The sequence below is a fragment of the Chryseobacterium wanjuense genome, from assembly GCF_900111495.1.
Lineage (GTDB): Bacteria > Bacteroidota > Bacteroidia > Flavobacteriales > Weeksellaceae > Chryseobacterium > Chryseobacterium wanjuense.
This window is the reverse complement of record NZ_FOIU01000003.1, coordinates 348,041-374,947: the sequence shown is the minus strand read 5'-3', so window position 1 is coordinate 374,947 and position 26,907 is coordinate 348,041. Positions and strand designations below refer to the sequence as shown.

The following is a 26,907-nucleotide window of genomic DNA, read 5'->3' as shown; positions in this document are numbered from 1 at the left end:
TGCGATATATATCGACAATATTTATTGGGATCGAATATTGTTCTGCCCCTATCTTTGTATCAACAAAAAGGATAAAAAAAAATTATTTAGAAAAGACAACTAAGATGATCTTTGGTTTCTCAAGAAACACAAATGATGAGAAAGAATCAAAGATCTCTAACACCACAAATGATACTAAAAAAATTAAACCTCCGAAAACTTTCGGAGGTTCTTTTGTTTTTAATTACTGACCTAAGAAACAAAACGTAATTAAAAACGAGTTTATTAAAAAAATTTACTACGGTCATTGATGTACGATCAACTTTTATTTTTCTTCTTTGTCCAGTTTTTTATTCTGTTGTAGTCTAAAAAGTATGTCAGTTTTAAAGAAAAATTATTCACGGTGGGTTCACTGAAAAGCATATCGTAATTTTTTGTCACGTTCAGTCTCGATATATCCAGATAATTGGAAGTGGCATTTCTGTATAATAAAGTCAGCTGACTTCCCGGAGCAAACCACCAGGAAAATCGCAGGTCTACATTCCAGGCGTTGTAAGTTCCGTTGAGATTATTGGTGAAATTATCTGTATTGGTAAGGCTTCCATCCTGATTGAGAGTATAAAATTGCTTATAGGTAACATCCGAAAAATAATGTCTGAAAGTAAGGGTAAGTGCGATTTTTTCGTTAAAAGTATATTTTGAGGTTAAAGCATTTTCATACGTATTTCTCTGTCTTCTTCCGATAAAGATATCCGTATCGTTTTTTCCGGCAAAGCCTGTTTCATTATTGCTGAAACTAGGGTTAAAGCTCCAGTTTACATTGAATTTATCTGAAAACCTGTAACGCAATCCGAAGTTGGTAAAGATTTGATTTCTCCCTTTTTGGTCAAAAGCATAATAATCTACGGTAAAATTATACTGAAGTTTTTTCCGCGTATCACTTTCAAACCAAACCCACGAATCAAAATATCCCGGAACTTTAAGGTGTCTTCCGAAGGTTCTCGGTTCATAAATATCGTTTTGTCCGAGTGGGGTAAATTCAATTCCGCCCCCGAAGTTTCTGAAGTTTTTATCTGTAAAACTATTATTATGATTAAAAACAAAATTCTGGAAAATAAATGGTTCTAATCGGTGGTAATAATTTAGATTAAAATTCAGATAAATATTATTAAAAGTCTTTGTAGGCTGCAAAATCCTGTAACCGTACCAGACATTATAATTCGCAAAATTAGTTTTGGTAGAAAACCCTACATCATTGATATCCCAGTCTTTTGTCGTCACATTTCCGTTGATCGAAAAACGATGTTTTCCTGCAATTTTTTCGAAACCTGCTTCGCCGCGAGTACCGAATTTTGTTTCACCATTCATCACCCAGCTTCCTTTCAGGCTTCCGAAGGTTTTGTAGGTGTTTTTCTTATTGTTGAGGTCCCAGAGAATTCCCGTTGCATTGGCATCACGAAAACTGCCGTCTCTTGTTACATTCGTATTCACCAGTGATACAGAAGAATTCCCGTTGAATCTTTGATCAAAAACCAGAACATTGTAATTCGTCCAGGGTTCTACGACTTCTTTTCTTGTTTCACCGGTTTCATTATTTACAATCGTAGCTTCCATTCTCTGGGTAACTCCGTTGAAAAATCCTATTCCCAGACCTTTTTTCGTTCTTCCGGAAATTTTAAAAGCATTAAATAATTTTACTTTTGAAGGATACTCTGTAACTTCCTCATTCGCTGAGATCGTCGGATAAGCTGTCGGTTCACCGCCAACTCTTCTTGAATAAAACATTCCGCCTTTGCTGAACAATTCGGTTCCCTCGGTAAAGAATGTTCTCTGCTCGGAAAACTGCTGTTCAAAAGGGGTTAAATTTAAAATAGAATTATCAAAATTGGCCTGCCCAAAATCAGGAATCAAGGTCATATCAAATGTGAAAGCATCATTAATTCCGTATTTTACATCCATTCCTCCATTGAAATTGGCTGTTGTTTTTCCGTCAAAACTATTAACGTAAGTCGAAAAATAAGGCGTAAATGACAATCGTGTAGGAGGATTAATGTTTTCAATACCCTGCAAAACCCCGTCGAATAAAGTATAAGAATTCTTGGCATTGTCTACAAAATTCCAGTCATAAGACGCTTTAATCCTCTGAATTCTTCGGAAAATATTCATTCCCCATTCCTGCACATTGCTTTTCGGAAACCTCAATTCAGAATAAGGAATTTTTATTTCTGCAGACCAGCCTTTTTCATTGATTTTTGCGCCACTGTACCAGATAGAATTCCATGTGTCATCTTCACCGTCGGTTGTTAATTTTGCATCAAACTGAACTCCGGCTGCCGTCACTACAAATTCTAAACTTTGCTGTTTATCATTATACCCGTTTAAGGCAACTCCAAAAAAATCATCATTGCTGATGCCGTCTCTTTCTGTAAGTTCTTTGGCGATTTTTCCGGGAGTCGGGTCGTACATCTGTGCTCCAAAATAAATTCCCGTATCATCATATAAAATTTTAACTTCCGTTTTTATAGAATCGGCTTGTGGCTTTCCATTGTTGGGATTTCTTTCGATAAAATTGGTCGCAACCGGGGCATTTTGCCATTCTGCATCATCTAGAATTCCATCAATTTTTGGAGAGGAAGCTGTTTTTGTGATCACTATTTTTTTTCTTACAATATTGTCGTTCTCCTTTTTCTGGGCAAAGGTGAAAACCGAAAGTAAAACAATAAAAAGAATCATCAATTGAGTTTTCATGGTCTTAGGTCTTAGCGTTTATACAAAGAAGACAATTAAGTTTTGAAATCTATTACATACCACAAAAAAAATGTCTGTAAATTGTACAGACATTTCATGATTTTGAAAAAACTACAGTGAACTTGTTTAAGCTTTTCATTTTAACCACAAAAGATACAAAAGATTAATACAGTAATTATTTTAAGCTTATTATTAAACTGCAAACAAGAACATAGAAGTTTTAAAAATCTTTGATTTTTAGTCTTTTGTAAGCTTTTATTTTTAAGATAGCTAACTAATATGTTGATCTTTTGTATCTTTTGTGGTTAAATTTTTTTAGTTAGTTTAAACAGACCTTATATGTTTATTTTGAGAATTTTAAAGGATATTTTACATTCTTTATCTCATCTATACTTGCTTTTAAGGAACCTACTGCCAGTTCGGCTTTCAAGAGCATCGGGATGTGATTGGCATCATTGGAAACCCACATCGTCACGCCTTCTTTTTCTTTAAAAACCCTGCCGCTTTTTACGGAAGGAATAATTTTTAAACAATTAATGGTTCCGAATTTCGTTTTCAGGTTTTCAGTTCCTACTACTTTCAGCTGGAAAGGAAACATTTCATCATCGATCCAGACATTCATGTTCATTACTGTTCCTGGTTTTAATTCACTTGGGCTTTTGCTTCTTAAATAATAAAAACATGAAAGCATATCCTGAACTCCTTTTACCGATTTAATGACTTTTGATCCGTTGGCGGGAGTTTTTTTATCCGTTAAAATAAGGGTATTGTTATCGTGATTGAAAACCGTTTCAAAATGCTGGCGGTAGCTTCCTTCCTTTACATTTCTTACATAAAAACTAGGAAGTCCGGTCTGTACATTAATGAAACTTTCGTACAAATCTTCCACTTTGAAAAAGGCTTTTACAGCTCCGGTAGTTTCACCCGTTCCTTTGGCATAAAGATGCGGGACACCTTTATAAGTTGTTTTTTGTGTCACGAGAGTAGCTGTCCCGGCGTTCAGGAATCCGTAGTGAATTCTGAATTTGATGGACTCTCCATCGGCAATATTATCTATCTGGGCAAATCCTAAATAGAATACAAATATTGTTAAAAGACTTAAAAGTTTCTTCATAGTTAGAGTTTTTACAAAAACACTGCCAAATTTAAAATCTTTAAAATTTTAGGGATATTTGACAAATCTCAGTTTTTTATTTAGACTGAATTAAATATGCTTCGCATTAAAATTAGTAAATTTGCAGCTACAAGTATAATTAAATTATCTTTACGAATATGATAACTACTGATATATTGATCATAGGTGCGGGACCTACCGGGCTTTTTGCAGTTTTTGAAGCTGGTCTATTAAAAATGAAGTGTCACATTATCGATGCACTTCCTCAGCCGGGAGGACAGTTGGCTGAGCTTTATCCTAAAAAACCTATTTTCGATATTCCTGGTTATCCTTCTGTAAATGCTGGTGAATTGGTAGATAATTTAATGGAGCAGATCAAGCAGTTTCAGCCGGGGTTCACTTTGGGGGAAACAGCTGTTTCTTATACAAAAGTAGATGACGAATGGTTTGAAGTTGTTACTAATAAAGGAACTGTTCACAGAGCTAAAGCCATCGCTATCGCGGGAGGTTTGGGAACTTTTGAGCCTAGAAAGCCAACCATCGAAAACATTGCAGACTACGAAGAAAAAGGTCTTGAATATTTTGTGAAAGAACCTGAACATTTCAGAAATAAAAAAGTGGTAATTGCCGGTGGAGGAGATTCTGCGCTTGACTGGAGTATTTTCCTGTCGAATGTGGCGAGTGAGGTAACTTTAATCCACAGAAGAAACGAGTTCAGAGGAGCTTTGGATTCTGTAGAGAAAGTTCAGGAACTGAAAAATCAGGGTAAAATTAAATTAATTACTCCTGCAGAAGTTACAGCAATCAAAGGTGACGGAAAAGTTGAAGGGATCACAGTAGAAGTTGATGGGCAGGAAGCTTACGACATCGAAACCGATTATTTTATTCCTTTATTCGGATTGACTCCAAAATTGGGTGAAATCGGAAACTGGGGACTGAATATCGAGAAAAATGCTATTGTTGTAAATAATGCTTTAGACTATCAGACCAATATCGACGGGATTTACGCTATCGGAGATATCAATACCTATCCAGGAAAATTAAAATTGATTCTTTGTGGTTTCCATGAGGCAACATTGATGTGCCAAAGTGTCTACAACAGATTGAATCCTGGTAAAAAATATGTACTGAAATACACAACGGTAAGCGGTGTAGACGGATTCGACGGAAGTAGAAAAGAAGCTGAGAAAGCTGTTGTGAAAAAAATTGACTAATTTTGCAAAATTATGTCAGATATCAATATAAAAATCACCGATAGAGAAGGTGTAACTCACGATGTTATTGCTCCAACGGATATGTCCATGAACTTAATGGAAATCATCCGTTCATATGAATTGGCAGAAGAAGGAACAATCGGAGTATGTGGTGGGATGGCTATGTGTGCTTCTTGTCAGGTTTATGTAATTAACGATCCTGGACTTGAGCCGATGGGAGATGAAGAAGATGCGATGCTTGCCGAAGCTTTCCATGTGAAAGAAAACAGTAGATTGGGTTGTCAATTACACATGGCAATGAACATGGAAGGTCTTGAAGTGGAAATTGCTCCTTATCCTTAGAAAATTTTATTTAAATTATATAAAAAACTCCTGAAGATTTTCTTCGGGAGTTTTTGTTGTTGTTATAATCAAAAATTGAATTATTTGGTTTCATTTAATTTTAAAGGATTTTGTCTTGTGTCAAAAACATTTGCAATGATAATCCTTTTGGTTTTCAGATTGATATAATAGATAATTTTATAATTTCCAGAGACTAAATATCTAAATTCCTGTTTTCTCTCAATTAATAATTCTTCAATTTGTCCAGCCTGACTATTCTGCTCTAAAATTAAAGTTTTATCAACAATTTCATTGACTATTTTTTTCGCAATTTTTATACCCGCTTTAAATTTATAGTAGTGAAAAATATCATACAACTTATCTTCTGCAAATTGTGACCAAAGAATTTCTAATCCCATTTTTGGATTTTATCTTTTAAATCTTTAGTATTAATCAATCGGTCCTTATTTTCATCTTCAATTGCTTTATCAATTTCCTCATTAAATTGATTTAGAGACATAGGTTTTAAATTTTCATCAAAATTCTCAGATTTAATTTTATGAAGTACATTTTCTAAAGCACTGATTATTTTCTCATTATCAATCCTCAAGAATTCTTGAACAAGCGATATTTTACGTGCTTCTAAATTCATAATTTTTAATATTTAAATCAAAATTAATGATTTTTTGTTTAATAAAATATAGGTAAATAATTTTAAACTTCCTCTTTCGAAATCCACTTCCCAACACTCGGAGCCTCATAATTTCGCATCTTCTCCAAGAGCTCATCAATATTATCACTGATCAGCAGCATATCGCGATTGATTTGTTTTAAAAATCCTTTATCGACCATGGTCTGGACAAGTCTAATCAAATCATCATAAAATCCATTGATATTCAAAATTCCAATTGGTTTTTTGTGAAGGCCGAGTTGCGCCCAGGTGATCATCTCGAAAAACTCTTCCAAAGTTCCATAACCGCCGGGAAGGACGATGACACCGTCGCACAGTTCATTCATTTTGGTTTTTCTTTCGTGCATGGTTTCTACCAGAATCAATTCAGTGAGGCTTTTATGGGCAATTTCTTTGGATTGTAAAAAGTGGGGGAGAACGCCGGTTACTTTTCCGCCTTCGTTCAATGCGCCGTCTGCAACTGCTTTCATTAGGCCTGTGTTTGAACCGCCATAAACCAGTTGTATATTTTGTTTTGCCAATGTTTGCCCAAGCAAGATTGCCTGCTCTTCAAAAATAGGATCTGAGCCGAAACTTGAGCCGCAAAATACTGTGATATTTTTCATATTATTTACAAAAATCTTTTAAATAATTTCTTACTGCAAAATCTGTTAAATTACCTGCTTTTCTAAAATTTATACAAGCCTGATCATTTTTACCTAGAGCAAGATATGATATTCCTAATTTTATATAAGCATCATGAATATTCATCATAAATTTATTGTCTTTAATGTCCAATTGGTCAATTTTACTAAGCTTTTCTATTGCTTTTTCAAAATTATTATTATCATAAAATCCGGATCCCTCATATATATAATTATGTAACTCTTTTTCTGAATTGTCTTTTAAATCATCATACCATTTCAGGAAATGTTTTTCTTCGACTATAAGTAAATTTTTTTTGTAAGGATTTTCGTAATACTTTTCAGCTTTTTTTAATGCCTGAATAAACTGAGAATCATATTGTGGAGTGCGTTTATTTATAATTTTAATATCAGTAATTTTATTATCTTTTGTTAAAATATACTCCGCATTAAAATATAAATCATTCATATTTTTTGAGGATTCTTGAGTCATAAGCGGTATTATAAAATCATCAAAAGTTTTTTCGTTATTAAATATCGGATGAATGATTTGATTAGCAACTATTACGCTGTCATTATTTCTTATCTCAACTTTGGGTTCAAATTCGGGGTATTTCTTTATAAAATTATCTGCTTTTAAAAATAGAGAAATTTCATTTCCTTCCTGAATTAATAAATAATCTTTTTCAAACCAATATTTAAAATTTCTGTTATCAAGTTTTATTTGATCTACAGAAAATTTGGCTTTAAACTTAATGTTATTAATCATTAATTCATTAGGATTAATTTTATAGGTGAGGAACATTGAATATTTAGGATTGTTAATTTCTAAATTATTTCCGTCAGACTTTACCGTTCGATCAAGAAACCACTCACCAATTAATTTTTCTGATTGAGAAAAATGTTTACTAAAAAGTAGCAAGCCAAAGATTAAAAGTAATTTTTTTGTCATTGTATCAATTTGAAAAAAGAATATCCAAAATCAAAGCGACTTTGGATATTAAATATAGCAATTTTATATTCTTATTTTGAAGGAATATTCGCCAAAATATCTTTCAGGAAAGTCCAGAATTTCTGTGTAGATGGGATGTTTGCCTTTTCATCCGGAGAATGTGCTCCTCTGATGGTCGGTCCGAAACTTACCATTTCCATTTCAGGATAATTTGCACCAATGATTCCGCATTCCAAACCTGCGTGACAAGCTACGACGTGTGGCTTTTCGGTGAATTTTTCAACATAGATTTTCTCCATCAGCTGTACGATTTCAGAACCCGGTTTTGGTTTCCATCCCGGATATGAACCACTGAATTCGGTATTCATTCCTGCTAATTCTGCAACGGATTTCAACTGTTCTGCAACTGAATATTTTGTAGATTCTACAGAAGAGCGGGAAAGGTTTAAAATTTTAAGTGCACCGCTTTTTAATTCTACTCTTGCAACGTTATTAGATGATTCCACAAGATCTTTTACATCCGGGCTCATTCTGTAAACTCCGTTGTGAAGTGCTTTTAAAGTTAAAATAATTTTTTTCGAATCCGCTTCTGAAATGGCCTTTTCAGATGTAGTAGAATTTTCGATATTAATCTGAATTCCAGGTTCAATGGTAGCAAATTCTTCTAAAATTTCTTTTTTAAGACCGGTTGTCAATTCTTCGATAAATTCATTGGCATTCCTCACAGAAACAATCGCAACAGCTTCTCTTGGAATGGCATTTCTCAATCCGCCTCCATCAATAGAAATCAACTGAATGTTTTCTTTATCTAAAGCCGTGTACAGCAATCTTCCTAAGATAATATTGGAATTTCCTAATCCCTTGTGAATATCCATCCCGGAGTGACCGCCCTGAAGACCTTTTACTTCAAATCTTACAATCTGGCCTTTTGCAGGCTCAACTTCGTAGGTTTGAGTGATCGTTACGTCAATTCCGCCGGCGCAGCCTATATCGATTTCGTCGTCCTCTTCTGTATCAAGGTTTAATAAAATATCTCCGGTTAATTGTCCGGGTTTCAACCCCAACGCTCCCGTCATCCCTGTCTCTTCATCGATAGTGAAAAGGGCTTCCAAAGCCGGATGCGGAATATCTGAACTTTCAAGAATAGACATGATAGTGGCCACTCCTAAACCATTGTCGGCTCCTAATGTTGTTCCTTTTGCCTTTACCCAGTCGCCGTCGATTTCCATTTTGATGCCTTCTGTTTCAAAATCAAAATTAACATCGTTATTTTTTTGACAAACCATATCCAGGTGTGACTGAAGGACAACCGATTTCAGGTTTTCCATTCCTGTTGTTGCTGGCTTTTTGATGATCACATTTCCAACTTCATCTACTGTGGTTTCCAGTCCTAAGTTTTCACCGAATTCTTTGATGAAAGCAATTACTTTTTCTTCTTTTTTTGATGGTCTTGGAACAGCGTTTAATTTGGAGAAATTTTTCCAGATAATTTGCGGTTCTATATTAGATAGTTCCATGAATTTTTATTTTTATCAAAATTACGAAATAAAAAATGCTCCCGTAGATCGGAAGCACTATTTTTTATCACTGTTAAACGGTTTAAAGCTAATTAGCTAATAAACTTATCAGCATTTTCGTTTTTCTTTTCTCATTAACATCCACATTCACCGTAAATAGGCATTGTGACTACGGTTCCGTCCGGTTTTTCGATGGTTAAAGTACCTTCAAATAACAGAGCTTCTTCGTGTTTTATCTTTTTACCTTTTACGGAAATTTTGTAATTATCATTTTCTATTTCTTTGTTCAGTTCTTCATCCACTTCCATATCGCTTGAAGAGATAAGATTCATAGCGACCCTTTTTCCGTCAAGTTTCATGTAGGCAGTTTTTCCGGCATCATCGGCATATATGTATCTTTCTGCTTCAAAATCTTTTTTATTTTTTGCAAAATAACAAGAACATTCCTTAATTTCTTTCGGGAAAGGAAAGTTTTCAACTAAAATTTTTCCTGAAGAAACCTCTGTTTTTGCTGTATCCTGAACAGTTGCTAAAGAATCTGCCACAGGTGCGGAACTTGAAACGGTTTGTTGGTCTTTTTTACAAGCGACCAACAGAAATGCTGAAAAAAAAATAATTACGTATTTCATTGTTTGTGGTTTATATTATTTTATCCTCTTGCTCTTTCCAGAAGAACCATCATTAAGAATGAAAGAATGACTAAACTTTCGTCTTCATCATCAATATCAATCATTCTGTCCAGCTGGAATCTTCTTCCGAAGAATGAAGGCATTTTTTTTAGTTTAAAATATTCTTTTCCGTCAATACCTCTTACGGTATAAGCCGGGTTAAGGAAATATCCCGTAAACATTCCGATAATCGGGATCTCGCTTACCAGTCCGTCGAAGAATTTTGTCCATGCATTATCTTCTGTTATGGTAAATTTCTGCTGATCATTTTCGTCCAGAATATTGTAGGTAGATTTCCAAAGAGAGCGCATTCCTTTTCTGGCCAGCCTTCCGAAGTTTTTTCCGGTTGCCACTTCATTGATGGAATAAGAAGCATTAAAATCGATCCATTTATTAGCTCTGATTCTGAACAGTTCTTTTGATTTGCTCTCGTCATTGAAAATGACTACATCTTCTTTCAATTTAAACATTTTCTGACGAACGTAAGCTACATAGTTTCCGTTTTTGTCCGTGATATTAAAATCACTGGCTAATGTTGTGATCTTAAATTTAAAATCCAATGGATAATTTAAATTGTTAAGTACCATTTAGTTTATTTTTTTTCAAGTTAATATTTAGAAATTCAAAGATAGAGGTTTTTAATTTAAGATGGAAGATGGAAGAAGGGAGATGGAAGTGAAAGTGTTTCGATTTAGAGAGTTTTTTGTTTTAACTTAATTATAAATAATTTTAAAAATTAATCTTTAAAAAACAGATAGTAAGAAAATTTATTAAGTCAAACAGTGGAGATTTATTAATCATTAAATTTAAAGATGTTTTTAGAGAGAAACTAGTGGCTAACAACGATAAATTATCAACAATTATCACTATTTTTGTCTTATGGATTACCCAAGTAAAGTTTTGGCAAAAGCAGTGGATGAGATTTCGGGATTGCCCGGAATTGGCAGGAAAACGGCTTTACGTTTAGCCTTACATTTATTGAAACAACCCAATTCCAGAGCGGTAAGTCTTGGGAATTCCGTGATTAACCTTGTGAATGAAATAAAATACTGCAAAGAATGTCATAATTTTTCTGATTTTGATGTTTGCGAAATTTGCAGCAATGAAAAAAGAAATGATGAACTGATCTGCGTTGTAGAAGATGTTCGCGATGTTATTGCCATTGAAAATACAGGGAAATACAGCGGAAAATATTTGATCTTAGGCGGAAAAATTTCCCCGATGGAAGGCGTAGGACCGAATCAGCTCAACATTCCAAGCATTGAAAAAAAGCTGAACGGAGGCAGGGTAAAAGAATTAATCTTTGCGCTGAGTGCCACGATGGAAGGCGATACGACGGCTTATTATATCTACAAAAAGTTTAAAAACTTTAATGTCAATTTTTCAAGCATTGCAAGAGGAATCTCGGTGGGCGATGAGCTGGAATATGCCGATGAAATTTCTCTGGGAAGGTCGATTATGAACAGGTTGCCGTATAATGAAGGGAATTCTTAAACCAAAGTAAACGTTACAATTCTTCATGGATATCTTACAATTCTCAAGTAACACTTCTTTAGATACGATTAAAAAATACAGCAGTTTTTTAATTTACCTTATTATAAATTCTTTGTTTATCATGAAGTACGGGGAGAATTATAATATGTTGATTTTAACCGTTTATTTGTTGGCTGTTCCGGGAGTAAGTTTTTTTTATTTAAAATTCAACTTTAAAGAGGTTTTTTATAAAATATTATTTTGGTTTGGAGTTGTTTTATTCTTCTTTTTAAGTGTTTATCTGAATTATAAAATTGACGGAAATTCCCTGAATGTAGATCGCTGGTCTGCCATGGAAATCGGGATAAAAGCAATATTGAACGGACAGTATCCTTATAATATTCCGGATCATATGGGTCGGGAATCTTCTAATCTTCCCATGCTTATTGTTTTAGGAATGCCTTTTTACCTGCTTTTCGGAAGTGTAGGATATTTGCAGTCTTTTTGTTTTTTACTTTTTTCTTATCTGATCTTTAAAATTTTTACGGATTATAAACAAAGACTGGCGGTATTGATTTTACTTTTTCTTTCACCAAGTTATTTGTGGGAGGTATATGTGAAGAGTGATTTATTTTCCAATTTTATTATTGTTGCAGGATTTACATTTTTAATCTGGAATAAATTTTTAATGAAAAATAATATGAAACTGGAATTGGTTTCATTTTTATCAGCATTGTTTTTAATGACACGCCTTTCATCAGCTATTCCGTTGATTATTTTATTGTTTAAAAAGTTTTATGATTTTTCAATTTTGGAGAAATTGCGGTTTACTTTGGTTTTCATAATTACAGTGGCTGCTGTTGCCTATTTTTTCTTTCATAATGCACCTGGCTTTGATGTTTTTATAAAGCACAACCCACTTATGATTCAGGGTGCAAAACAGCCGCTATTACTTAGTCTTTTATATATTGTGGCAGCTTTTGTATTGTCTTTTAAAATACAATCATTTTCCGACATTACTTTTCGTGCAGGAACGTTGCTGTTTATTTGTGTTTTCGTACCTTTTATCATGTATTTTGCAAAATATGGCTATACGGATATGATTACAAATTCTTTTTTTGATCTCAGTTTTTTCAATATGTGTATGCCGTTTGTAATCATCACTTTGGTTTTGGGTATTTTTAAAAATAAGTTTAAAGAAAATTAAATGATTTCCGTAATTGTTCCCATGTATAATGCTGAGCAATCTATAGTTTCCGCTTTAGATTCTGTAAAAAATCAGACTTTTCCTCTGGAAAAATTTGAAATTATTATTGTGAACGATGGTTCTACAGATAAAAGCAAGGCAATTGTAGAAAATTATATGAAAGAAAATCCACAGTTGAATATTATTTTATTACATCAAAATAACGGCGGAGTTTCTAAGGGCAGAAATACAGGGCTAAAAGTTGCAAAAGGAGATTATATCGCTCTACTGGATGCGGATGACGAGTGGCATACCGATAAAATTGAAAAACAGATACAGCATTTTGAAAATGATCTGCAAATCGATTTTCTGGCAACGGCTAGAAATAACAATAAAATTCTTTTTCCTTATCATGTAAAAAATGGACTTGCAGAGATAACCTTCAGGAAGCTTCTAATAAGAAATGAAGCACAGCCTTCAACCGTAATGTTCAGGAAGAAAGTCCTTGAAAATACGGGATATTTTGATGATGATCAAAGATATGCTGAAGATGTTAACTATTGGATGAAGGTTTCATTAAAAAATAAAATGTATATCTTGGACGAAAGTTTGGTAACTGTAGGAAAGGGAAAAAGAACGTTCGGGGTTTCAGGATTATCTGCGAATCTTCCGGAAATGGCTAAAGGTTTTAGAAAGAACCTAAAGGAAATCTATATACTGAAAAAAATAAGTTTTCTTCAATATGTGACATTTAGGCTTTTTTACAAAGCAAAATATTTACTTTTGCTGTTCCGAACCTTTTATTATAATATAAGGAAAACAAAAAATTAAACATTACACAAATAAGCATGAAAATACTCATCACAGGAGGAGCCGGATTTATTGGAAGTAAGTTGTCGCTGGAACTTAGGAAAAAAGGATATGAAGTTACTGTTTTAGATAATCTTTCTTCTCAGATCCACGGGGAAAATCCTGAAGAAGATTCGCCGCTGTACAGGAGTATTTTAGGAAAGGTCAATTTCATTCACGGAGATATTATCAACCTTGAAGATTGGGAAAAAGCGATTGAAGGGCAAGAAGTGATTGTGCATCTGGCCGCAGAAACCGGAACCGGACAATCGATGTACGAGATTGAAAAATATACGGAAGTGAATGTTTCCGGAACGTCAAAAATGCTTGATCTTCTGGTAAATAAACCTCATAATGTGAAAAAAGTTGTCATTGCATCTTCCAGGGCAGTGTACGGCGAAGGAAAATATCTGCATCCGGAATTAGGGTTGATCTATCCGAAACCGAGAAATGTTGCAGAAATGAGAAGCGGGAAGTTTGATATTATTTATCCTGACGGACAAACGCTTACTGCACTTCCTACAGATGAAGAATCAAAAATACATCCAACATCCATCTACGGAATTACAAAATATACCCAGGAACAAATGGTGATGACCGCCTGTTCATCGATGGGAGTGGCGCCGGTCGCGGTAAGATTCCAGAATGTCTATGGAGAAGGTCAGTCTTTACTGAATCCATATACGGGAATTTTATCTATTTTTTCATCCCAGATTCTTAATGGAAATAATATTAATGTTTTTGAAGACGGGAGGGAGTCCCGAGATTTCATCCACGTTGACGATGCAGTGGAAGCAACGATAAAATGTATTGAAAATGATGCCGCAAACGGAGAAATTTTCAATGTTGGAACTGGAGTTTCAACGGCAGTGACGACCGTTGCAGAAAATCTCAGAAAATTTTATAATATCGATTTCGAAATCAATATTTCAGGCCAGTTCCGTTTGGGAGACATCAGGCACAATTTTGCAGATATCAGCAAGATTAAATCAAGATTAAACTTTCAGCCTAAAATATCTTTTGAAGAAGGAATGTCGAAGTTTACCAATTGGGTATTGCAGCAAAATATTCAGGATGTGAAGTTCAAAGAATCTCTGGAAGAGATGAAAGTAAAAGGACTTTTAAAATGATCAGCCTGAAAAACAAAAAAATTCTTTTCTTATCAGTCAGTTTTTTTAAATATGAAAGAGCCATAGCAAAAAGACTTACTGAGATGGGAAATGAAGTGGATTTTTATGATGAAAGGCCTTCCAACTCCAATATTTCCAAAGGAATCATTCGTCTTAATAAAAGGTTGTATCATTTAAAAATAAATAAATACTACAACCGGATTTTGGATGATATTAAACATAAGAAATACGATTATTTCCTGTTGATAAAAGGTGAAGCAATTCCTGCTTTTTTTCTTGAAAAAATCAAGGAAAGTAACCCTGACATGGAGATGATCTACTACAATTTTGATCCTTTGACAGAATATCCTAATCTTATTTCTAATTTAAAATATTTTGATAAAAAATTTACTTTTGAATATAATGATTCGGTCAAATATAATTTGAATTTCAGACCACTTTTTTATCTGGATGAATATAAAAATTTAAGACAGAACCAAGGTGTGCCAGAGTATGATATCGTATTTATAGGCAGTGCACACACGGATCGGTATATTGTGGGAGAAAAAATAAAAGTTATTGCGGATCAACTTAAGCTAAGGTCATACTTTTATTATTATGCAATGGGAAGATTTACTTTCAGATTAAAAAAAATTATTGATAAAAGCTTGAAGCAGTTCGATATTGATAAAGTAAGTTTTGATAAACTTAATCATGATCAAATCATAGATTTTTATAAAAAAACGAAATCTGTACTTGATATCAATAAACCGTTTCAGAATGGATTAACAATCAGAACTTTTGAAGTGCTGGCGTCCGGAAGAAAACTGATTACTACGAATTTTGATATTAAAAATTATCCCTTCTATAATCCGGATAATATTTTGGTGATCGATCGCAAGAATATTCAATTAGATCCCGAATTTTTTAAGACAGATTTTCAGGAACTGGGTGAAGATGTCCTTTACAAAATGTCACTGGATTCTTTTATAGAATGTCTGTTTATAAAGGATCAGGACGATTATTGGAATTCCTTCAGAAAGAATTAAAAATCAAGCTAAAACAATAAAGCAACTCAATTGAGTTGCTTTATTTATGTAAAAATATTATTTGCTTATTTAGTAGCTGGTGTCTGTGCCGGCGTAGAAGAAGCAGGAGCAGATTTAGCAGGAGCTTCTTGTTTTACTGGCTGTTGTTGAGCAGGTGCTGTTTGTGCAGGCTTACCTGTAAGTACAACGCTTAAAAGGATAAGAACGATGATAGTTCCTCCTAGAGTCCATGTTGCTTTTTCCATGAAGTCATTGGTTCTCTGTACTCCAAACTGTGCAGAAGATGCACCTCCGAAAGTACTGGAAAGACCTCCTCCTTTCGGATTTTGAGCCATAACGATGATTACCAATAAAACGCTGGCAATCATAATAAGAACCATCAATAGTATAAATATAGAATCCATTAATTTGATATCTTTTAGAATGGGCAAATTTAATCTTTTTTTACCGAATCACAAAAAAAGAAGCAACCAAATGTTAATAAAAATAAAAAGCGGCAGCCTTGGCTGCCGCTTTTCTATAGAAATAGAAGTTTTTATTTAAAATCAGCGTCTTTAGCCTGATTTACTTCGTAAGATTTTACGTTCATGGTCATATCCATTCCCATTTGGTTTACAGAGATGCTGTAAGGCATTTTCACTCCGGATACATCTTTGTAATCCGAGAATGTTGTAGGGATGGTCATTTCCTTTCCTTGCGCTTTTACAGTTTTCGTTTCTCCTGTTTTCAAACCTGTTTTTACGCTGTAGTAGTAAGTAGTATCTCCGCCTTTCACTACGTATGAATCTTCATTGTTCACTTTTTCGATTCCCGCTACTTTATAATCGGCAGATTTTGCGAAACCTAATTCTTCAAAAAGTTCAGGATTTTTCTGTTTTTCAGCGATTTGTTCTGCTTTCATAGGAACTTTTTGTCCCATTTGCTCAGAATATCCTGCTTTACCGTCAAATACCTGCTTCTGAACAACCTGTCCCATTGCTGTTACCGTCGTTAATTCTTTACCGCCCTGAGCTTTAATGATTTTAAAATCAATAGTCTGCCCCTGCATAGTCATGGAAGCATTCATCGTATAAGAAGAGATTTTTTCCAGGTTGGCTTTTCCTCCGATAGCGTTGATGTATTTGTCTGCAATAGAAGCTACCGTTACGTTGGCATCCACTTTTTGAGTCGTTGGTTTTGCAACAGGATTAGCATCTTTATCGAAATATTTTACTGGATAACCCAATTTATCCAATCCTTCAGAAATATCAGAAGCTTTACCGGCGATGAAAATTCTGCTTTGGTTTGGTAAAATAGTGGCTTTTACAGCATTCGAAATATCTGCAGCTGTTACTTTATCGATAGATTTTAAATAGTTTGTATAAAAATCAGAAGGAAGATCCTGAACTTTTTGGTTTAATGCAAATCTTGCTACTGTAGCAGGCTGCTCCAATGAAAGAATGAAAGCTCCTTTTAGTTTTGCTTTGGCATTTTCCAATTCTTCTGGTTTTACGGTTGAGATCGCGTTAAGTTCGTTCATGAATTCCTTAACAGCCTTATCCGTAACCTCGTTTCTTACACTTGCGCTTGCCGAGAAATCAGGTGAATATTTGCTTGCGCTCATATCTGAATAAGCTCCGTAAGTAAATCCGTTTTTCTCACGAAGATTCATGAAAAGTCTTGCTTCACCGCCTCCTCCAAGAATGTAGTTGGCCATAACTGCAGCAAAATAATTCGGATCCTTCATTTTCAGGTTGTTCAGGTTGTTGACAGAAACAACAGATTGTACAGCAGAAGGTACATCTACTACATTGATCTCTGTTTTAGCAACATTAGATGCCGGTTCCAGTGGTGAAATCGGAGTGTTTGCTTTTTTCCAACCGTTGAATGATTTTTCGATCAAAGGTTTTACCTGATCAAATTTTACATCTCCCACGATTACTAAATAAGCATTGTCCGGAGCGTAATATTTTTTGTAAATATTCTGTACGTCAGCCAATTGTATTTTGTTGATAGATTCAACGGTTTCAAATTCTCCTCTTGACGTATTTTTTCCGTACATCAAGGCGTTAGACACTTTAGATGCAATCGCAGAAGCATTTTTTTCTGAAGATTTTAATCCTTCGATAGCTCTTTCTTTAGAATTCTGGATTTCTTCAGTAGAAAATTTAGGATTGATAATAGCATCAGCCATTAAACCCAATACTTCAGGGAAATATTTTGATAGTGCATTGGCAGACGCACCGTTTGAAGAGAAGTTAAGACCTGCACCAAGATAATCTACTTTTTTGTTGAAATCATCTTTGCTCATGTTGGTTGTTCCGTTTTCGAACTGTTCAGCCATGATATCGCTTACACCAGCCACGCTTCCTTCGTAGTATGGAGGTCTGTCCATTGAAAGATTCGCTGTTACTCTTGGTAATTTGTTGTTTTCTACCACCATTACCGTAAGACCGTTGCTTAGCTGGAATGTTTTTGGCTTGGCAATATTAATCGCTGGAGTCGGCCCCGGCTTTGGCATTGCATTAAGATCAATTTTCTGTGCTGAAACCATTCCTGTGAAGAAAAACGCTGCAGCTATATATGTTAATTGCTTTTTCATTTGTAAAAATTTAATTTTAATAATCAGCTTTAAACCTAAAATTCTGAATGATTATTTCTTTTCAGGTACGTAGTTAATGATTATTCTTTGGTTGGAATTAAGATACTTTTTAGCCGCATTTTGCAGATCCTGTCTTGTGATAGATCTGTAAATGTCGATTTCTTTATTGATAAGGTTGGTATCTCCCATCAATACGTGGTTCGTTGCTAATGAAGCTGCAATTCCCTGAATGCTTGAGTTGGCATTCACAAACTGGTTTTCATACTGGTTTTGAAGTTTCTGATAATCTTCTTCGGAGATTAAAGTCGTCTGAAGTTTTTTGATTTCAGCATCGATGTCAGCTTGTAAAGTTGCTTTAGTAGTCTGTCCCATCGGGATCGCGAAGAATGCGAAAATACTGTAATCTTCAAGACCTTGGTTGAAAGCAGCTACCTGAAGTGCTTTTTTATCCTGGTCAACTAATTTTTTATATAAAACCGAAGATTTACCATTACTTAAATAAGAAGAAAGCATATCCAGAACATAAGCGTCTTTCTCTTTGTTACCCGGCGTTCTGTACGCAAAAACGTAAGCAGGAAGCTGGATGTTAGGATCCGTAGCTGTTACTTCTTTTTCCTGAGTGATAGGAGTGTCTTTCGGGAAATTTTTAGGATATAGGGTTCCTTTTGGAATTCCTCCGTAATATTCCTGAATCCATTTTTTAGTCTGCTCAGGCTTGATGTCTCCGGCAACGACTAAAGTAGCGTTGTTCGGAACGTAATATTTTTTATAAAATGCCTGGAACTCATCTAGTTTTGCAGCATTTAAATCTTCCATAGAACCGATCGTCGGCCAGTTGTACGGGTGATTGGTAAATAAGTTTTTCTGAATTGTCGTGAAAAGATTTCCATAAGGCTGGTTATCCATTCTCAATCTTTTTTCTTCTTTTACAACCTCTCTTTGTGTGTCTACACCAACTTGGTTGATCAACGCGTGACGCATTCTTTCAGCTTCCATCCAAAGACCCAATTGTTCGTTATTTGATGGGAAAGTCTCGTAGTAATACGTTCTGTCGTTTGTCGTATTGGCGTTGTTTTGTCCTCCGTTTGAAGAAACTATTTTGAACCATTCACCTCTTTTGATGTTTGGTGTTCCTTCGAATAAAAGGTGCTCGAAAAAATGCGCGAAACCTGTTCTTCCTTTTACTTCATCTTTTGCACCTACGTGATACATTACACCTGTTGTAACTACCGGTGCAGAATTGTCCTGATGAAGAATTACGTGAAGACCGTTTGGTAAGTCATACTCTTCGAATTTAATTTGTTGTGCATTCAGAGCCATCCCGAAGAAAGCCGCTGCAGCAACAGAAAGAAGTCGCTTTTTCATAAAGTAGAAATTGTTTTGTCAATTAGTGCCAAATTTACTCTAATTGTTACAATCTATAGCTGATTTTTTATCAAAATAAGTCTAAACATTTATAATCAGTAAAATGTATAAGTAATTTCTTTAAAAGTTTAATTTTAAAATACTGAAAGTGTGGAACTTTGTCCTATAAAAATCAAGTCTTATGGAAACAAATAATCACAATCAGAAAATCGCGGTGATCACAGGTGGAAGCCGCGGAATTGGAAAAAGTATCGCTATCAATGCCGCAAAACGTGGGATAGCTGTTATTTTAACCTACAACAACAATCCGGAACAGGGAAAAGCCGTAGCAGAAGAAATCAATGCAAATGGTGGAAAAGCAATTGCTTTGAAATTAAATGTAGCCGATATCAGCACATTTTCAGGTTTTGCTGATGAAGTATCAAAAACGTTGAAAGATTGGGGCAGAGATTCTTTCGATTATCTTGTAAATAATGCAGGAATCGCCCAAAGAACATTAATAAAAGATACCACGGAAGCTATTTTTGATGAATTAATTAATGTTAATTTTAAAGGTGTATTTTTTCTCACGCAACAATTGGAGCCTTTGATGGAAAACGGAGGGCAGATCATTAATATATCATCCGGTTTGGCCAGATTTGCATTTCCGACAGTTGCGGTCTACGGCGCGATCAAAGCCGGAATTGATTCCTTAACGAGATATTTTGCGAAAGAATTTGCAGACAAAAAAATCAGGGCCAATTCTGTGGCTCCCGGAGCTATTGATACAGAATTCGGTGGAGGAAAAGGAGATGAAAGCCACCGTCAGCAAATTGCGGGAATGACAGCTTTAGGAAGACTCGGAGAAGCCGATGATGTGGGTCTTTTTGTAGCTTCAATGCTTTCTGATGACAGCCGGTTTGTGAATGCTCAGCGTATTGAAATCAGTGGAGGAATTTATATTTAAATTTATTATTTTTAATGTAAAAAAATAGGCAAAATGGATTATGTAGACATCAATTCGATTTCGGAACTGCACGATTTTTTTCGGTATGAAAAGCCATTGCATCCGCTTGTGACCGTTGTTGATCTGGCTAAAGTCGACCGGAGCCACAGGAAACCCGATGCCGTTTACAGACTGGATTTATATTCCATTGCCTGTAAAAAAATAGAAGGAAGTTTTCAGTACGGAAGAACGAATTATGATTTCTCCGAAGGAACGATGATGTTTACGGCTCCGCATCAGACCTTGTCTCCCGGAATGGAAAATAAAGTGAGCGGTTGGGGAATTTACATTCATCCCGATTTCCTGAATGCCACAGGAAAAGGACATAAACTGACGGAATATTCATTTTTCGGGTATGATACAAGCGAAGGGCTGCATATTTCGGAAGCGGAAAGGCTTGTGCTGGAAGACTGTGTGAAAAATATTCAGAAAGAAATTTCCTTGAATGTAGATAAGCATTCTTACCATATTATTCTGACGAATCTGGAGTTGCTGCTGTCGTATTGTGAGCGGTTTTATGAACGCCAGTTTTTTACCAGAACAAAAGCGAGTAATGATGTGGTTGCCAATTTTGAACGGTTGCTGAATGATTATTTTGCTCAGGAAACGCTGGTGCAGTCAGGAATTCCGGACGTTGCCTATTTTGCCGGAAAACTGAATATGTCACCGAATTACCTTTCGGATTTATTAAAAAAATACACCGGAAAATCCTGTCAGGAATATATTCATTTAAAATTAATTGATAAAGCGAAAGCATTGTTGTGGAGTACCGACGAATCCATCAGCGGAATCGCATATGATCTGGGATTTGAGCACCCGTCACACTTCACAAAGCTTTTCAAAAACAAAACCGGAATGTCACCTAAATCTTATAGAAATCTCAATTAATTATAAAAAAAAACTTTGCGTTAAAAAGAGTATTTTAAATAAATTTTTAAATCAAATCTTAATATAATATGGATTCTAAAAAGTTAAAAATCATCGTCATCGGATCAAGCGGCACGATTGGAAAGGAAGTTTCAAAAAATCTTGAAGGAAATGGTCATGAAGTGATCCGGGTTTCCCGAAACTCTGGAGATTTTCATGCGGATATTCAGGATAAAAATAGTTTGGAACAGCTTTTCAGATCGGTTGGAAATTTCGATGCAGTGGCCAATGCTGCCGGAGATGTAAAATTCGGACCTCTGGAAAATTTCACAGATCAGGATTTTGCCTTTTCTTTCGAAAGCAAATTGATGGGGCAGATCAATATTGTTCGTACCGCACTGCCTTTCATTAATGATAACGGTTCATTTACCTTAATTTCAGGAGTTCTTACAGACGAGCCTATCGCCGGAGGTATCATCGGAACTACCGTGAATGGAGCTATCGAAGGCTTTGTGAAGGCCAGTTCTTATGAATTGCCGAGAAATATCAGAATCAATTGTATCAGTCCGACTGTTTTAGTGGAATCGGAGGATTATCATCCATTTTTCCCTGGTTTTATCCCTGTTGAAGCCTGGAAAGTAGCGAAGGCTTATGAAAAATCGATTGCCGGAGTTTTTAATGGAAGGATTATTAAAGTGTAAGATTGTTCATTATTATTGGAAATCGCAAAGGCGCAAATAATATTAAAAACTATTTTAAGGCGCAAGGATTTTATCTGCGATAAAATTTCTATAGTTTTTATTTTATAAAATGCTTGCTAAAAATCTTTGATTTTCTTGCACCTTAAAACCTGCATCAAGGTAAAAGTTTTTGCGCCTTTGCGATTTCCAATAATAGAGAATAGTCTTTATTTTTTATTATTAATTCTATATAAGCTTATTCCAACTTCTAATATCTAAAACCAAAATTTGAATTCTCCATATAATACACTAATTTTGTGTTCCCAAAAATTTTTTGCAGCATGGAGGATTATCTGAAAGGACTGAATGAATCACAATTTGAAGCCGTTACCACTTTACAGGGACCTTTGATGGTTCTTGCCGGAGCTGGTTCGGGGAAAACTCGTGTACTGACGATGCGTATTGCTCATTTAATTACAAATGGGGTAGATCCTTTTAATATTTTAGCACTTACTTTTACCAACAAAGCCGCCCGCGAAATGAAAGAACGTATCGCAAAAGTGGTAGGACAAAGCAATGCGAGAAGCCTTTGGATGGGAACTTTTCACTCGGTTTTTGCGAGAATTCTGAGAAGTGAAGCGAATTATCTGGGATATCCTTCGAATTTTACAATCTACGATCAACAGGATGCTCTGAATGTCATTAAAAAAGTTTTAAAAGACATGAACATCGATGCAGATTTGTATAAACCTAAAAAAGTTCAGGCAAGAATTTCCACCTATAAAAATAATCTGATCACGGTAAAAGCGTATTTCAATAATCCTGAATTAATGGAAGCTGACGAAAAAGCCAACATGAAATTCATCGGACAGATTTACCAGCGGTATGTAGAGCAGTGTTTCAAAAACGGTTCTATGGATTTTGATGATTTATTGTTGAAAACCAATGAATTATTAACCCGTTTTCCGGAAGTTTTAGCAAAATATCAGGACAGATTCAGATATATTTTGGTAGATGAGTACCAGGATACGAACCATTCTCAGTATTTGATCGTTAAAGCTTTAGCATCAAAATTTGAAAATATTTGTGTGGTGGGAGACGATGCCCAGTCGATTTACTCTTTCCGTGGTGCGAATATTTATAATATCTTAAACTTTAAAAAAGATTATCCCGACGCGGTTACCGTGTCTTTGGAGCAGAATTACCGTTCGACTCAGAATATTGTAAATGCGGCCAATGTTGTGATTGCAAAAAACCTTCAGCAGTTTAAGAAAAATGTATTCAGTGAAAATGAAGAAGGGGAAAAAATTAAGGTATACCGCTCACTTTCCGACGCCGATGAAGCCAATTTCGTAGCCGGAAATATCTGGGAAATCCGGAATCGCGAACAAAGAAAATACAGCGATTTTGCTATTTTATACAGAACAAACTCTCAGACGCGTGCTTTTGAAGATGCCCTGAGACGCAAAAATATCCCATACAAAGTATACGGCGGTTTGTCTTTCTACCAAAGAAAAGAGGTGAAAGATTTACTGGCTTATCTTCGACTTTTAATTAATGAAAGTGATTCTGAAGCATTGATGAGAATTATCAATTATCCTGCAAGAGGAATCGGGGAAACTACCCAGAACAAGTTGATCGTTTTTGCAGATGCCCAGAATGTTTCTGTTGCAAAAGTATTGGACAATCTTCCGATCTATGCACCGCATTTAGGCTTTAACAATGGGGTTTTAAATAAACTGAACGATTTCTGGTCGATGATCAAAGCGTTTGAAGTATTATTAAAAACAGAAACAGCTTACAATGTTGCAATGGAAGTGGCCAAACGAAGCGGTTTGATCAAATTTTTAAAAGACGATCAGACTCCGGAAGGGATTTCGAGGGTAGAAAACGTTCAGGAATTAATGAACTCGATGCAGGGTTTCATTGAAGAGCAGATGCAGCTGGAAGATGGAGACCCAAGTTTATCGAATTTCCTTGAAAATATTGCCCTTTCTGCAGATACTCAGGATAAAGAGAGTGAGGATGAGATGGTTTCGTTAATGACGATTCACCTTTCAAAAGGTCTGGAATTCCCAGTAGTACATTTGGTAGGTCTGGAAGAAAATCTTTTCCCGAGTTTTATGAGTTCGGCCACCAGAGAAGATCTGGAAGAGGAAAGACGTTTGTTCTATGTAGCTTTGACAAGAGCTGAAAAACAGGTCTTTTTCTCTTATGCGATTTCCCGTTTTCAGTGGGGGAAAATTACCGATGCTGAACCATCGAGATTTTTAAGTGAAATTGATGAGCAATATATCGAATTTGTAAATCCCGCTATTGAAAAGCGTTTCATTAATAATTCAGGAGTAAGATCAAATATTTTCGACGAGCATCCTTCTGAAATGAGAAGTTTCAAAAAGGTTGAAAAGAAAACCATCGAAAGGGCAGAAGGCTCAAAACCAATCGCTGAACCTCGTAAATTAAAACCTGTAGCTACGGCGAAAATCATTAACCCAAGTGGAGCTTCTTCGCAGGATATTGAAGTAGGAGACAAGGTAAGACACGACCGTTTCGGAATCGGGGAAGTGACTTTCCTTGATGGAACCGATCCTCAGAATATCAAAGCAAAAGTGATTTTCCAGCATGAGGGTGAAAAGAATTTGATTTTAAAATACGCTAAACTGACGAAAATATAATCTGTCATTGCGAACAGACTGAGGGTCTACGAACATAGTTCAGAAGCAATGAAGTAATCTCAAAAAATATTTTTCCCACAGATTGCACAGATTTACACAGATGATTGCGCATAATTTTTTCTTTGAAGAAATAAAACATAAACATCTGTGTAAATCTGTGCAATCTATGGGAATTTAATATAAAGTTACTCAAATTTCCACCTCACAAAAGCCTCCATCGCCTCATATTCTGCTAAGCCTAATTTATCATAAGCCTTTGCTGTTTCCCGATTCCGGTCTTCGGCACGCTGCCAGAACTCTCTGGAATCATCACCCGGAAAAACGGCTTTATCTTTCTGACTCTGATGTTTAAAAATTGCCTGTTTCTTTTGTTCCAATTCTTTCGGACTCAATGGAACTGCCATTTCAATTTCGTGGGTTTCAAATTCATGCCAGGCTCCGCGATACATCCACAACCAGCAGTCTTTTGCCCAGGTTTCGGTTCTTCTTAAACGTTGCAATGCTTCTAAAACAATATTGAAACATACAAGATGAGTACCGTGCGGATCTTCAAAATCTCCGGCGGCAAAAACCTGATGAGGTTTTATTTCCTGTAACAATTGTATCGTTAGTTCAATATCTTTCTCTGAAACCGGATTTTTTTTATTTTCTCTGTTTTCATAAAATGGAAGAGACTGAAAATGGATATGATCGTCATTTAAACCGCAATACCGGGCTCCGGCAATAGCTTCTCCTTTCCGGATAAGAGATTTTACCGTCTGAATTTCCGGACTATCTGTCTGATTGGGCTTTTTGTGTTCAAGAAAGGTTCTCATTTTTTGATAAACGTCTTTTAATGATTTATTATCGATCTTCATCTTTTCAGAAAAATCCAGATTAAATTCGACAAAACGTAAGGCATCATCATCCCAGACCGCCGTATTTCCCGAAGTCTGATAAGCAACATGAACATTATGTTTCTGGTCTACCAACCGTATAAAAGTTCCACCCATCGAAATAACATCATCATCGGGATGTGGTGAAAAAATAAGGACATTCTTTTTCGAAGGTTCGGCTCTTTCGGGGCGTTGAGAATCATCAGCATTCGGTTTTCCGCCGGGCCAGCCTGTAATAGTATGCTGCAGTTTGTTGAAAACACGAATATTGATATTATAAGCCGGACCTTTTTCTGTGGCAAGCTGCGCCATTCCATGGGTGTTATAATCATCATCTGTGAGCTTGAGAATGGGTTTTTGCAAATGGTTGGCCAGCCAGATGACAGCTTTGTGGATTAAATCGTCCGTCCAGATGCAATCTTTCACCAGCCAGGGTGTATCGAAGCGGGTAAGTTCTGCGGCAGCAGCTTCATCTAAAATAAATTCAACATTATTGGATAACTGAAGATATGTTGCAGGAACTTCCCCGGAAATATCGCCTTCTACAGCTTTTTTGATGACGGTGGCTTTTTTTCGGCTCCACGCCATGAGAATAATTTCGCGGGCTTTGAAAATTGTTCCGATTCCCATGGTGATTGCCTTTGTTGGGACAAACGCTTTTCCTCCAAAATCATGGGCTGCATCTCTTCTTGTAAGGTCATCGAGGGTGACCAGTCGGGTTCCGGAGTTTGGTGCAGAGCCAGGCTCATTGAAACCGATATGTCCGGTTCGCCCGATTCCTAAGATTTGAATGTCCAGCCCTCCCAGACTTTCAATCTTTTTTTCGTATTCGAGACAGAATGAGGGAATTCCGGACATTGCAATTGTCCCATTCGGAATGTGAATGTTGCCCTTTGGAATATCGATATGATTGAAAAGATTTTCATTCATAAAAGTGACATAGCTTTGCGCCGAGCTGGACTGCATCGGATAATATTCATCGAGATTGAACGTAATGACGTTTTTGAAACTCAGCCGTTCTTCTCTGTGAAGTCTTACCAATTCGGCATAAACAGCAATGGGCGTGACACCTGTTGCCAAACCCAGCACGGCAAAGGTCTTCTCGGCCTGCTTTTTACGGATAATTTCTGCAATTCGATGCGCTACATGAACGGAAGCCGTTTTGGAATTTTCAAATACGCTTACGGGAACTTTCTCGAAGCGGGTTTCTTCAAGTAAATTTAATTTCATCATGATATTTGTATTGATAAAGTAAATATAAAAAGTTATGAATAAAAATTAAATAATTTGAGTCCGTATTTTTTGAATATCAATAATTGTAAATTTTTATTTTAAGTCTAATTAAAAAATTAAATTAAATGTTTTGAAATTTGAATAAAAAATTAA

At 35.6% G+C, this 26,907-nt stretch carries 24 protein-coding genes; 11 read left to right on the top strand and 13 right to left on the bottom strand.

Annotated elements, in window-relative coordinates:
• Nucleotides 1-297: 297 nt before the first annotated feature.
• Nucleotides 298-2,712 carry a DUF5916 domain-containing protein gene (locus BMX24_RS18155; protein WP_228404918.1) on the bottom strand — a complete coding sequence of 805 codons (2,415 nt, stop codon included), beginning with the start codon at nucleotides 2,710-2,712 and terminating at the stop codon, nucleotides 298-300.
• Between the two features lie 358 nt (nucleotides 2,713-3,070).
• Nucleotides 3,071-3,841, bottom strand: coding sequence for a DUF3108 domain-containing protein (locus tag BMX24_RS18150; RefSeq protein ID WP_089795302.1), 771 nt, complete (start codon nucleotides 3,839-3,841; stop codon nucleotides 3,071-3,073).
• 158 nt (nucleotides 3,842-3,999) lie between these two features.
• Between BMX24_RS18150 and BMX24_RS18145 the strand changes: the two genes are divergently transcribed.
• Both BMX24_RS18145 and BMX24_RS18140 read left to right on the top strand, forming a co-directional pair.
• The gene (locus BMX24_RS18145) at nucleotides 4,000-5,055 is read left to right on the top strand and encodes an NAD(P)/FAD-dependent oxidoreductase (protein ID WP_089795300.1); all 1,056 of its coding nucleotides are present in this window, start codon (nucleotides 4,000-4,002) and stop codon (nucleotides 5,053-5,055) included.
• A 12-nt stretch (nucleotides 5,056-5,067) separates the two neighbouring features.
• Nucleotides 5,068-5,397, top strand: coding sequence for a 2Fe-2S iron-sulfur cluster-binding family protein (locus tag BMX24_RS18140; protein WP_089795298.1), 330 nt, complete (start codon nucleotides 5,068-5,070; stop codon nucleotides 5,395-5,397).
• 80 nt (nucleotides 5,398-5,477) lie between these two features.
• Here the strand turns inward: BMX24_RS18140 and BMX24_RS18135 are convergent, their stop codons facing one another.
• The 7 genes from BMX24_RS18135 to BMX24_RS18105 all read right to left on the bottom strand — a co-directional run bounded on the left by BMX24_RS18135 (nucleotide 5,478) and on the right by BMX24_RS18105 (nucleotide 10,414).
• On the bottom strand, nucleotides 5,478-5,795 hold the full coding sequence (locus BMX24_RS18135; protein WP_089795296.1) for a type II toxin-antitoxin system RelE/ParE family toxin: 318 nt from the start codon (nucleotides 5,793-5,795) through the stop codon (nucleotides 5,478-5,480).
• A complete protein-coding gene (locus BMX24_RS18130) occupies nucleotides 5,786-6,028 on the bottom strand; it encodes a hypothetical protein (RefSeq protein ID WP_185116626.1) in 243 nt (80 codons plus the stop codon). Before BMX24_RS18130 ends, BMX24_RS18135 begins: the two co-directional genes overlap by 10 nt.
• A gap of 62 nt (nucleotides 6,029-6,090) precedes the next feature.
• The gene (locus tag BMX24_RS18125) at nucleotides 6,091-6,672 is read right to left on the bottom strand and encodes an LOG family protein (protein ID WP_089795294.1); all 582 of its coding nucleotides are present in this window, start codon (nucleotides 6,670-6,672) and stop codon (nucleotides 6,091-6,093) included.
• A gap of 1 nt (nucleotide 6,673) precedes the next feature.
• On the bottom strand, nucleotides 6,674-7,642 hold the full coding sequence (locus BMX24_RS18120) for a tetratricopeptide repeat protein (protein ID WP_089795292.1): 969 nt from the start codon (nucleotides 7,640-7,642) through the stop codon (nucleotides 6,674-6,676).
• A gap of 71 nt (nucleotides 7,643-7,713) precedes the next feature.
• Nucleotides 7,714-9,159: an aminoacyl-histidine dipeptidase gene (locus BMX24_RS18115; protein ID WP_089795290.1), complete on the bottom strand. Its 1,446-nt coding sequence runs from the start codon at nucleotides 9,157-9,159 to the stop codon at nucleotides 7,714-7,716.
• A 134-nt stretch (nucleotides 9,160-9,293) separates the two neighbouring features.
• Nucleotides 9,294-9,788, bottom strand: a complete 495-nt coding sequence (locus BMX24_RS18110) for a hypothetical protein (RefSeq protein ID WP_089795288.1) — start codon at nucleotides 9,786-9,788, stop codon at nucleotides 9,294-9,296.
• A 20-nt stretch (nucleotides 9,789-9,808) separates the two neighbouring features.
• Nucleotides 9,809-10,414 (bottom strand): LURP-one-related/scramblase family protein, encoded by a 606-nt coding sequence (locus BMX24_RS18105; protein ID WP_089795286.1) that lies wholly within the window; start codon nucleotides 10,412-10,414, stop codon nucleotides 9,809-9,811.
• A gap of 292 nt (nucleotides 10,415-10,706) precedes the next feature.
• Here BMX24_RS18105 and recR point away from each other — a divergent pair, with 292 nt between their 5' ends.
• The 5 genes from recR (at nucleotide 10,707) to BMX24_RS18080 (ending at nucleotide 15,493) form a co-directional block, all read left to right on the top strand.
• On the top strand, nucleotides 10,707-11,321 hold the full coding sequence (gene recR / locus BMX24_RS18100; protein WP_089795284.1) for a recombination mediator RecR: 615 nt from the start codon (nucleotides 10,707-10,709) through the stop codon (nucleotides 11,319-11,321).
• A gap of 121 nt (nucleotides 11,322-11,442) precedes the next feature.
• Complete coding sequence (locus tag BMX24_RS18095; protein ID WP_139176894.1) at nucleotides 11,443-12,507, top strand: hypothetical protein; 1,065 nt, start codon at nucleotides 11,443-11,445, stop codon at nucleotides 12,505-12,507.
• Nucleotides 12,508-13,317 (top strand): glycosyltransferase family 2 protein, encoded by an 810-nt coding sequence (locus BMX24_RS18090; protein WP_089795280.1) that lies wholly within the window; start codon nucleotides 12,508-12,510, stop codon nucleotides 13,315-13,317.
• A gap of 17 nt (nucleotides 13,318-13,334) precedes the next feature.
• Nucleotides 13,335-14,465, top strand: coding sequence for an NAD-dependent epimerase/dehydratase family protein (locus BMX24_RS18085; RefSeq protein WP_170835746.1), 1,131 nt, complete (start codon nucleotides 13,335-13,337; stop codon nucleotides 14,463-14,465).
• On the top strand, nucleotides 14,462-15,493 hold the full coding sequence (locus BMX24_RS18080; protein ID WP_139176892.1) for a WaaS/CpsH family glycosyltransferase: 1,032 nt from the start codon (nucleotides 14,462-14,464) through the stop codon (nucleotides 15,491-15,493). Before BMX24_RS18085 ends, BMX24_RS18080 begins: the two co-directional genes overlap by 4 nt.
• Before the next feature lie 65 nt (nucleotides 15,494-15,558).
• Here the strand turns inward: BMX24_RS18080 and secG are convergent, their stop codons facing one another.
• The 3 genes from secG to BMX24_RS18065 form a co-directional block, all read right to left on the bottom strand.
• Nucleotides 15,559-15,897 carry a preprotein translocase subunit SecG gene (gene secG / locus BMX24_RS18075; protein ID WP_089795274.1) on the bottom strand — a complete coding sequence of 113 codons (339 nt, stop codon included), beginning with the start codon at nucleotides 15,895-15,897 and terminating at the stop codon, nucleotides 15,559-15,561.
• A 131-nt stretch (nucleotides 15,898-16,028) separates the two neighbouring features.
• Nucleotides 16,029-18,074: a M16 family metallopeptidase gene (locus tag BMX24_RS18070; RefSeq protein WP_089795272.1), complete on the bottom strand. Its 2,046-nt coding sequence runs from the start codon at nucleotides 18,072-18,074 to the stop codon at nucleotides 16,029-16,031.
• 51 nt (nucleotides 18,075-18,125) lie between these two features.
• Nucleotides 18,126-19,439, bottom strand: a complete 1,314-nt coding sequence (locus BMX24_RS18065; protein ID WP_089795270.1) for a M16 family metallopeptidase — start codon at nucleotides 19,437-19,439, stop codon at nucleotides 18,126-18,128.
• Between the two features lie 181 nt (nucleotides 19,440-19,620).
• Here BMX24_RS18065 and BMX24_RS18060 point away from each other — a divergent pair, with 181 nt between their 5' ends.
• The 4 genes from BMX24_RS18060 to BMX24_RS18045 all read left to right on the top strand — a co-directional run bounded on the left by BMX24_RS18060 (nucleotide 19,621) and on the right by BMX24_RS18045 (nucleotide 24,646).
• Entirely contained in the window at nucleotides 19,621-20,385 is a 765-nt protein-coding gene (locus BMX24_RS18060) for an SDR family NAD(P)-dependent oxidoreductase (RefSeq protein ID WP_089795268.1), read from the top strand.
• A gap of 33 nt (nucleotides 20,386-20,418) precedes the next feature.
• Nucleotides 20,419-21,312 carry a helix-turn-helix domain-containing protein gene (locus tag BMX24_RS18055; RefSeq protein WP_089795266.1) on the top strand — a complete coding sequence of 298 codons (894 nt, stop codon included), beginning with the start codon at nucleotides 20,419-20,421 and terminating at the stop codon, nucleotides 21,310-21,312.
• Between the two features lie 68 nt (nucleotides 21,313-21,380).
• Complete coding sequence (locus BMX24_RS18050) at nucleotides 21,381-21,992, top strand: short chain dehydrogenase (protein WP_089795264.1); 612 nt, start codon at nucleotides 21,381-21,383, stop codon at nucleotides 21,990-21,992.
• 320 nt (nucleotides 21,993-22,312) lie between these two features.
• Nucleotides 22,313-24,646, top strand: a complete 2,334-nt coding sequence (locus BMX24_RS18045; protein ID WP_089795262.1) for an ATP-dependent helicase — start codon at nucleotides 22,313-22,315, stop codon at nucleotides 24,644-24,646.
• A 185-nt stretch (nucleotides 24,647-24,831) separates the two neighbouring features.
• Here BMX24_RS18045 and nagB read toward each other — a convergent pair whose 3' ends face one another.
• Entirely contained in the window at nucleotides 24,832-26,754 is a 1,923-nt protein-coding gene (gene nagB / locus BMX24_RS18040) for a glucosamine-6-phosphate deaminase (protein WP_089795260.1), read from the bottom strand.
• Nucleotides 26,755-26,907: the final 153 nt, after the last annotated feature.

Bases quoted from the DNA above. Each gene is read 5' to 3' on its own strand.
- BMX24_RS18155 (WP_228404918.1), bottom strand. From the start codon at position 2,712: ATGATTCTTTTTATTGTTTTACTTTCGGTTTTCACCTTTGCCCAGAAA.
- BMX24_RS18150 (WP_089795302.1), bottom strand. From the start codon at position 3,841: ATGAAGAAACTTTTAAGTCTTTTAACAATATTTGTATTCTATTTAGGA.
- BMX24_RS18145 (WP_089795300.1), top strand. From the start codon at position 4,000: ATGATAACTACTGATATATTGATCATAGGTGCGGGACCTACCGGGCTT.
- BMX24_RS18140 (WP_089795298.1), top strand. From the start codon at position 5,068: ATGTCAGATATCAATATAAAAATCACCGATAGAGAAGGTGTAACTCAC.
- BMX24_RS18135 (WP_089795296.1), bottom strand. From the start codon at position 5,795: ATGGGATTAGAAATTCTTTGGTCACAATTTGCAGAAGATAAGTTGTAT.
- BMX24_RS18130 (WP_185116626.1), bottom strand. From the start codon at position 6,028: ATGAATTTAGAAGCACGTAAAATATCGCTTGTTCAAGAATTCTTGAGG.
- BMX24_RS18125 (WP_089795294.1), bottom strand. From the start codon at position 6,672: ATGAAAAATATCACAGTATTTTGCGGCTCAAGTTTCGGCTCAGATCCT.
- BMX24_RS18120 (WP_089795292.1), bottom strand. From the start codon at position 7,642: ATGACAAAAAAATTACTTTTAATCTTTGGCTTGCTACTTTTTAGTAAA.
- BMX24_RS18115 (WP_089795290.1), bottom strand. From the start codon at position 9,159: ATGGAACTATCTAATATAGAACCGCAAATTATCTGGAAAAATTTCTCC.
- BMX24_RS18110 (WP_089795288.1), bottom strand. From the start codon at position 9,788: ATGAAATACGTAATTATTTTTTTTTCAGCATTTCTGTTGGTCGCTTGT.
- BMX24_RS18105 (WP_089795286.1), bottom strand. From the start codon at position 10,414: ATGGTACTTAACAATTTAAATTATCCATTGGATTTTAAATTTAAGATC.
- recR (WP_089795284.1), top strand. From the start codon at position 10,707: ATGGATTACCCAAGTAAAGTTTTGGCAAAAGCAGTGGATGAGATTTCG.
- BMX24_RS18095 (WP_139176894.1), top strand. From the start codon at position 11,443: ATGAAGTACGGGGAGAATTATAATATGTTGATTTTAACCGTTTATTTG.
- BMX24_RS18090 (WP_089795280.1), top strand. From the start codon at position 12,508: ATGATTTCCGTAATTGTTCCCATGTATAATGCTGAGCAATCTATAGTT.
- BMX24_RS18085 (WP_170835746.1), top strand. From the start codon at position 13,335: ATGAAAATACTCATCACAGGAGGAGCCGGATTTATTGGAAGTAAGTTG.
- BMX24_RS18080 (WP_139176892.1), top strand. From the start codon at position 14,462: ATGATCAGCCTGAAAAACAAAAAAATTCTTTTCTTATCAGTCAGTTTT.
- secG (WP_089795274.1), bottom strand. From the start codon at position 15,897: ATGGATTCTATATTTATACTATTGATGGTTCTTATTATGATTGCCAGC.
- BMX24_RS18070 (WP_089795272.1), bottom strand. From the start codon at position 18,074: ATGAAAAAGCAATTAACATATATAGCTGCAGCGTTTTTCTTCACAGGA.
- BMX24_RS18065 (WP_089795270.1), bottom strand. From the start codon at position 19,439: ATGAAAAAGCGACTTCTTTCTGTTGCTGCAGCGGCTTTCTTCGGGATG.
- BMX24_RS18060 (WP_089795268.1), top strand. From the start codon at position 19,621: ATGGAAACAAATAATCACAATCAGAAAATCGCGGTGATCACAGGTGGA.
- BMX24_RS18055 (WP_089795266.1), top strand. From the start codon at position 20,419: ATGGATTATGTAGACATCAATTCGATTTCGGAACTGCACGATTTTTTT.
- BMX24_RS18050 (WP_089795264.1), top strand. From the start codon at position 21,381: ATGGATTCTAAAAAGTTAAAAATCATCGTCATCGGATCAAGCGGCACG.
- BMX24_RS18045 (WP_089795262.1), top strand. From the start codon at position 22,313: ATGGAGGATTATCTGAAAGGACTGAATGAATCACAATTTGAAGCCGTT.
- nagB (WP_089795260.1), bottom strand. From the start codon at position 26,754: ATGATGAAATTAAATTTACTTGAAGAAACCCGCTTCGAGAAAGTTCCC.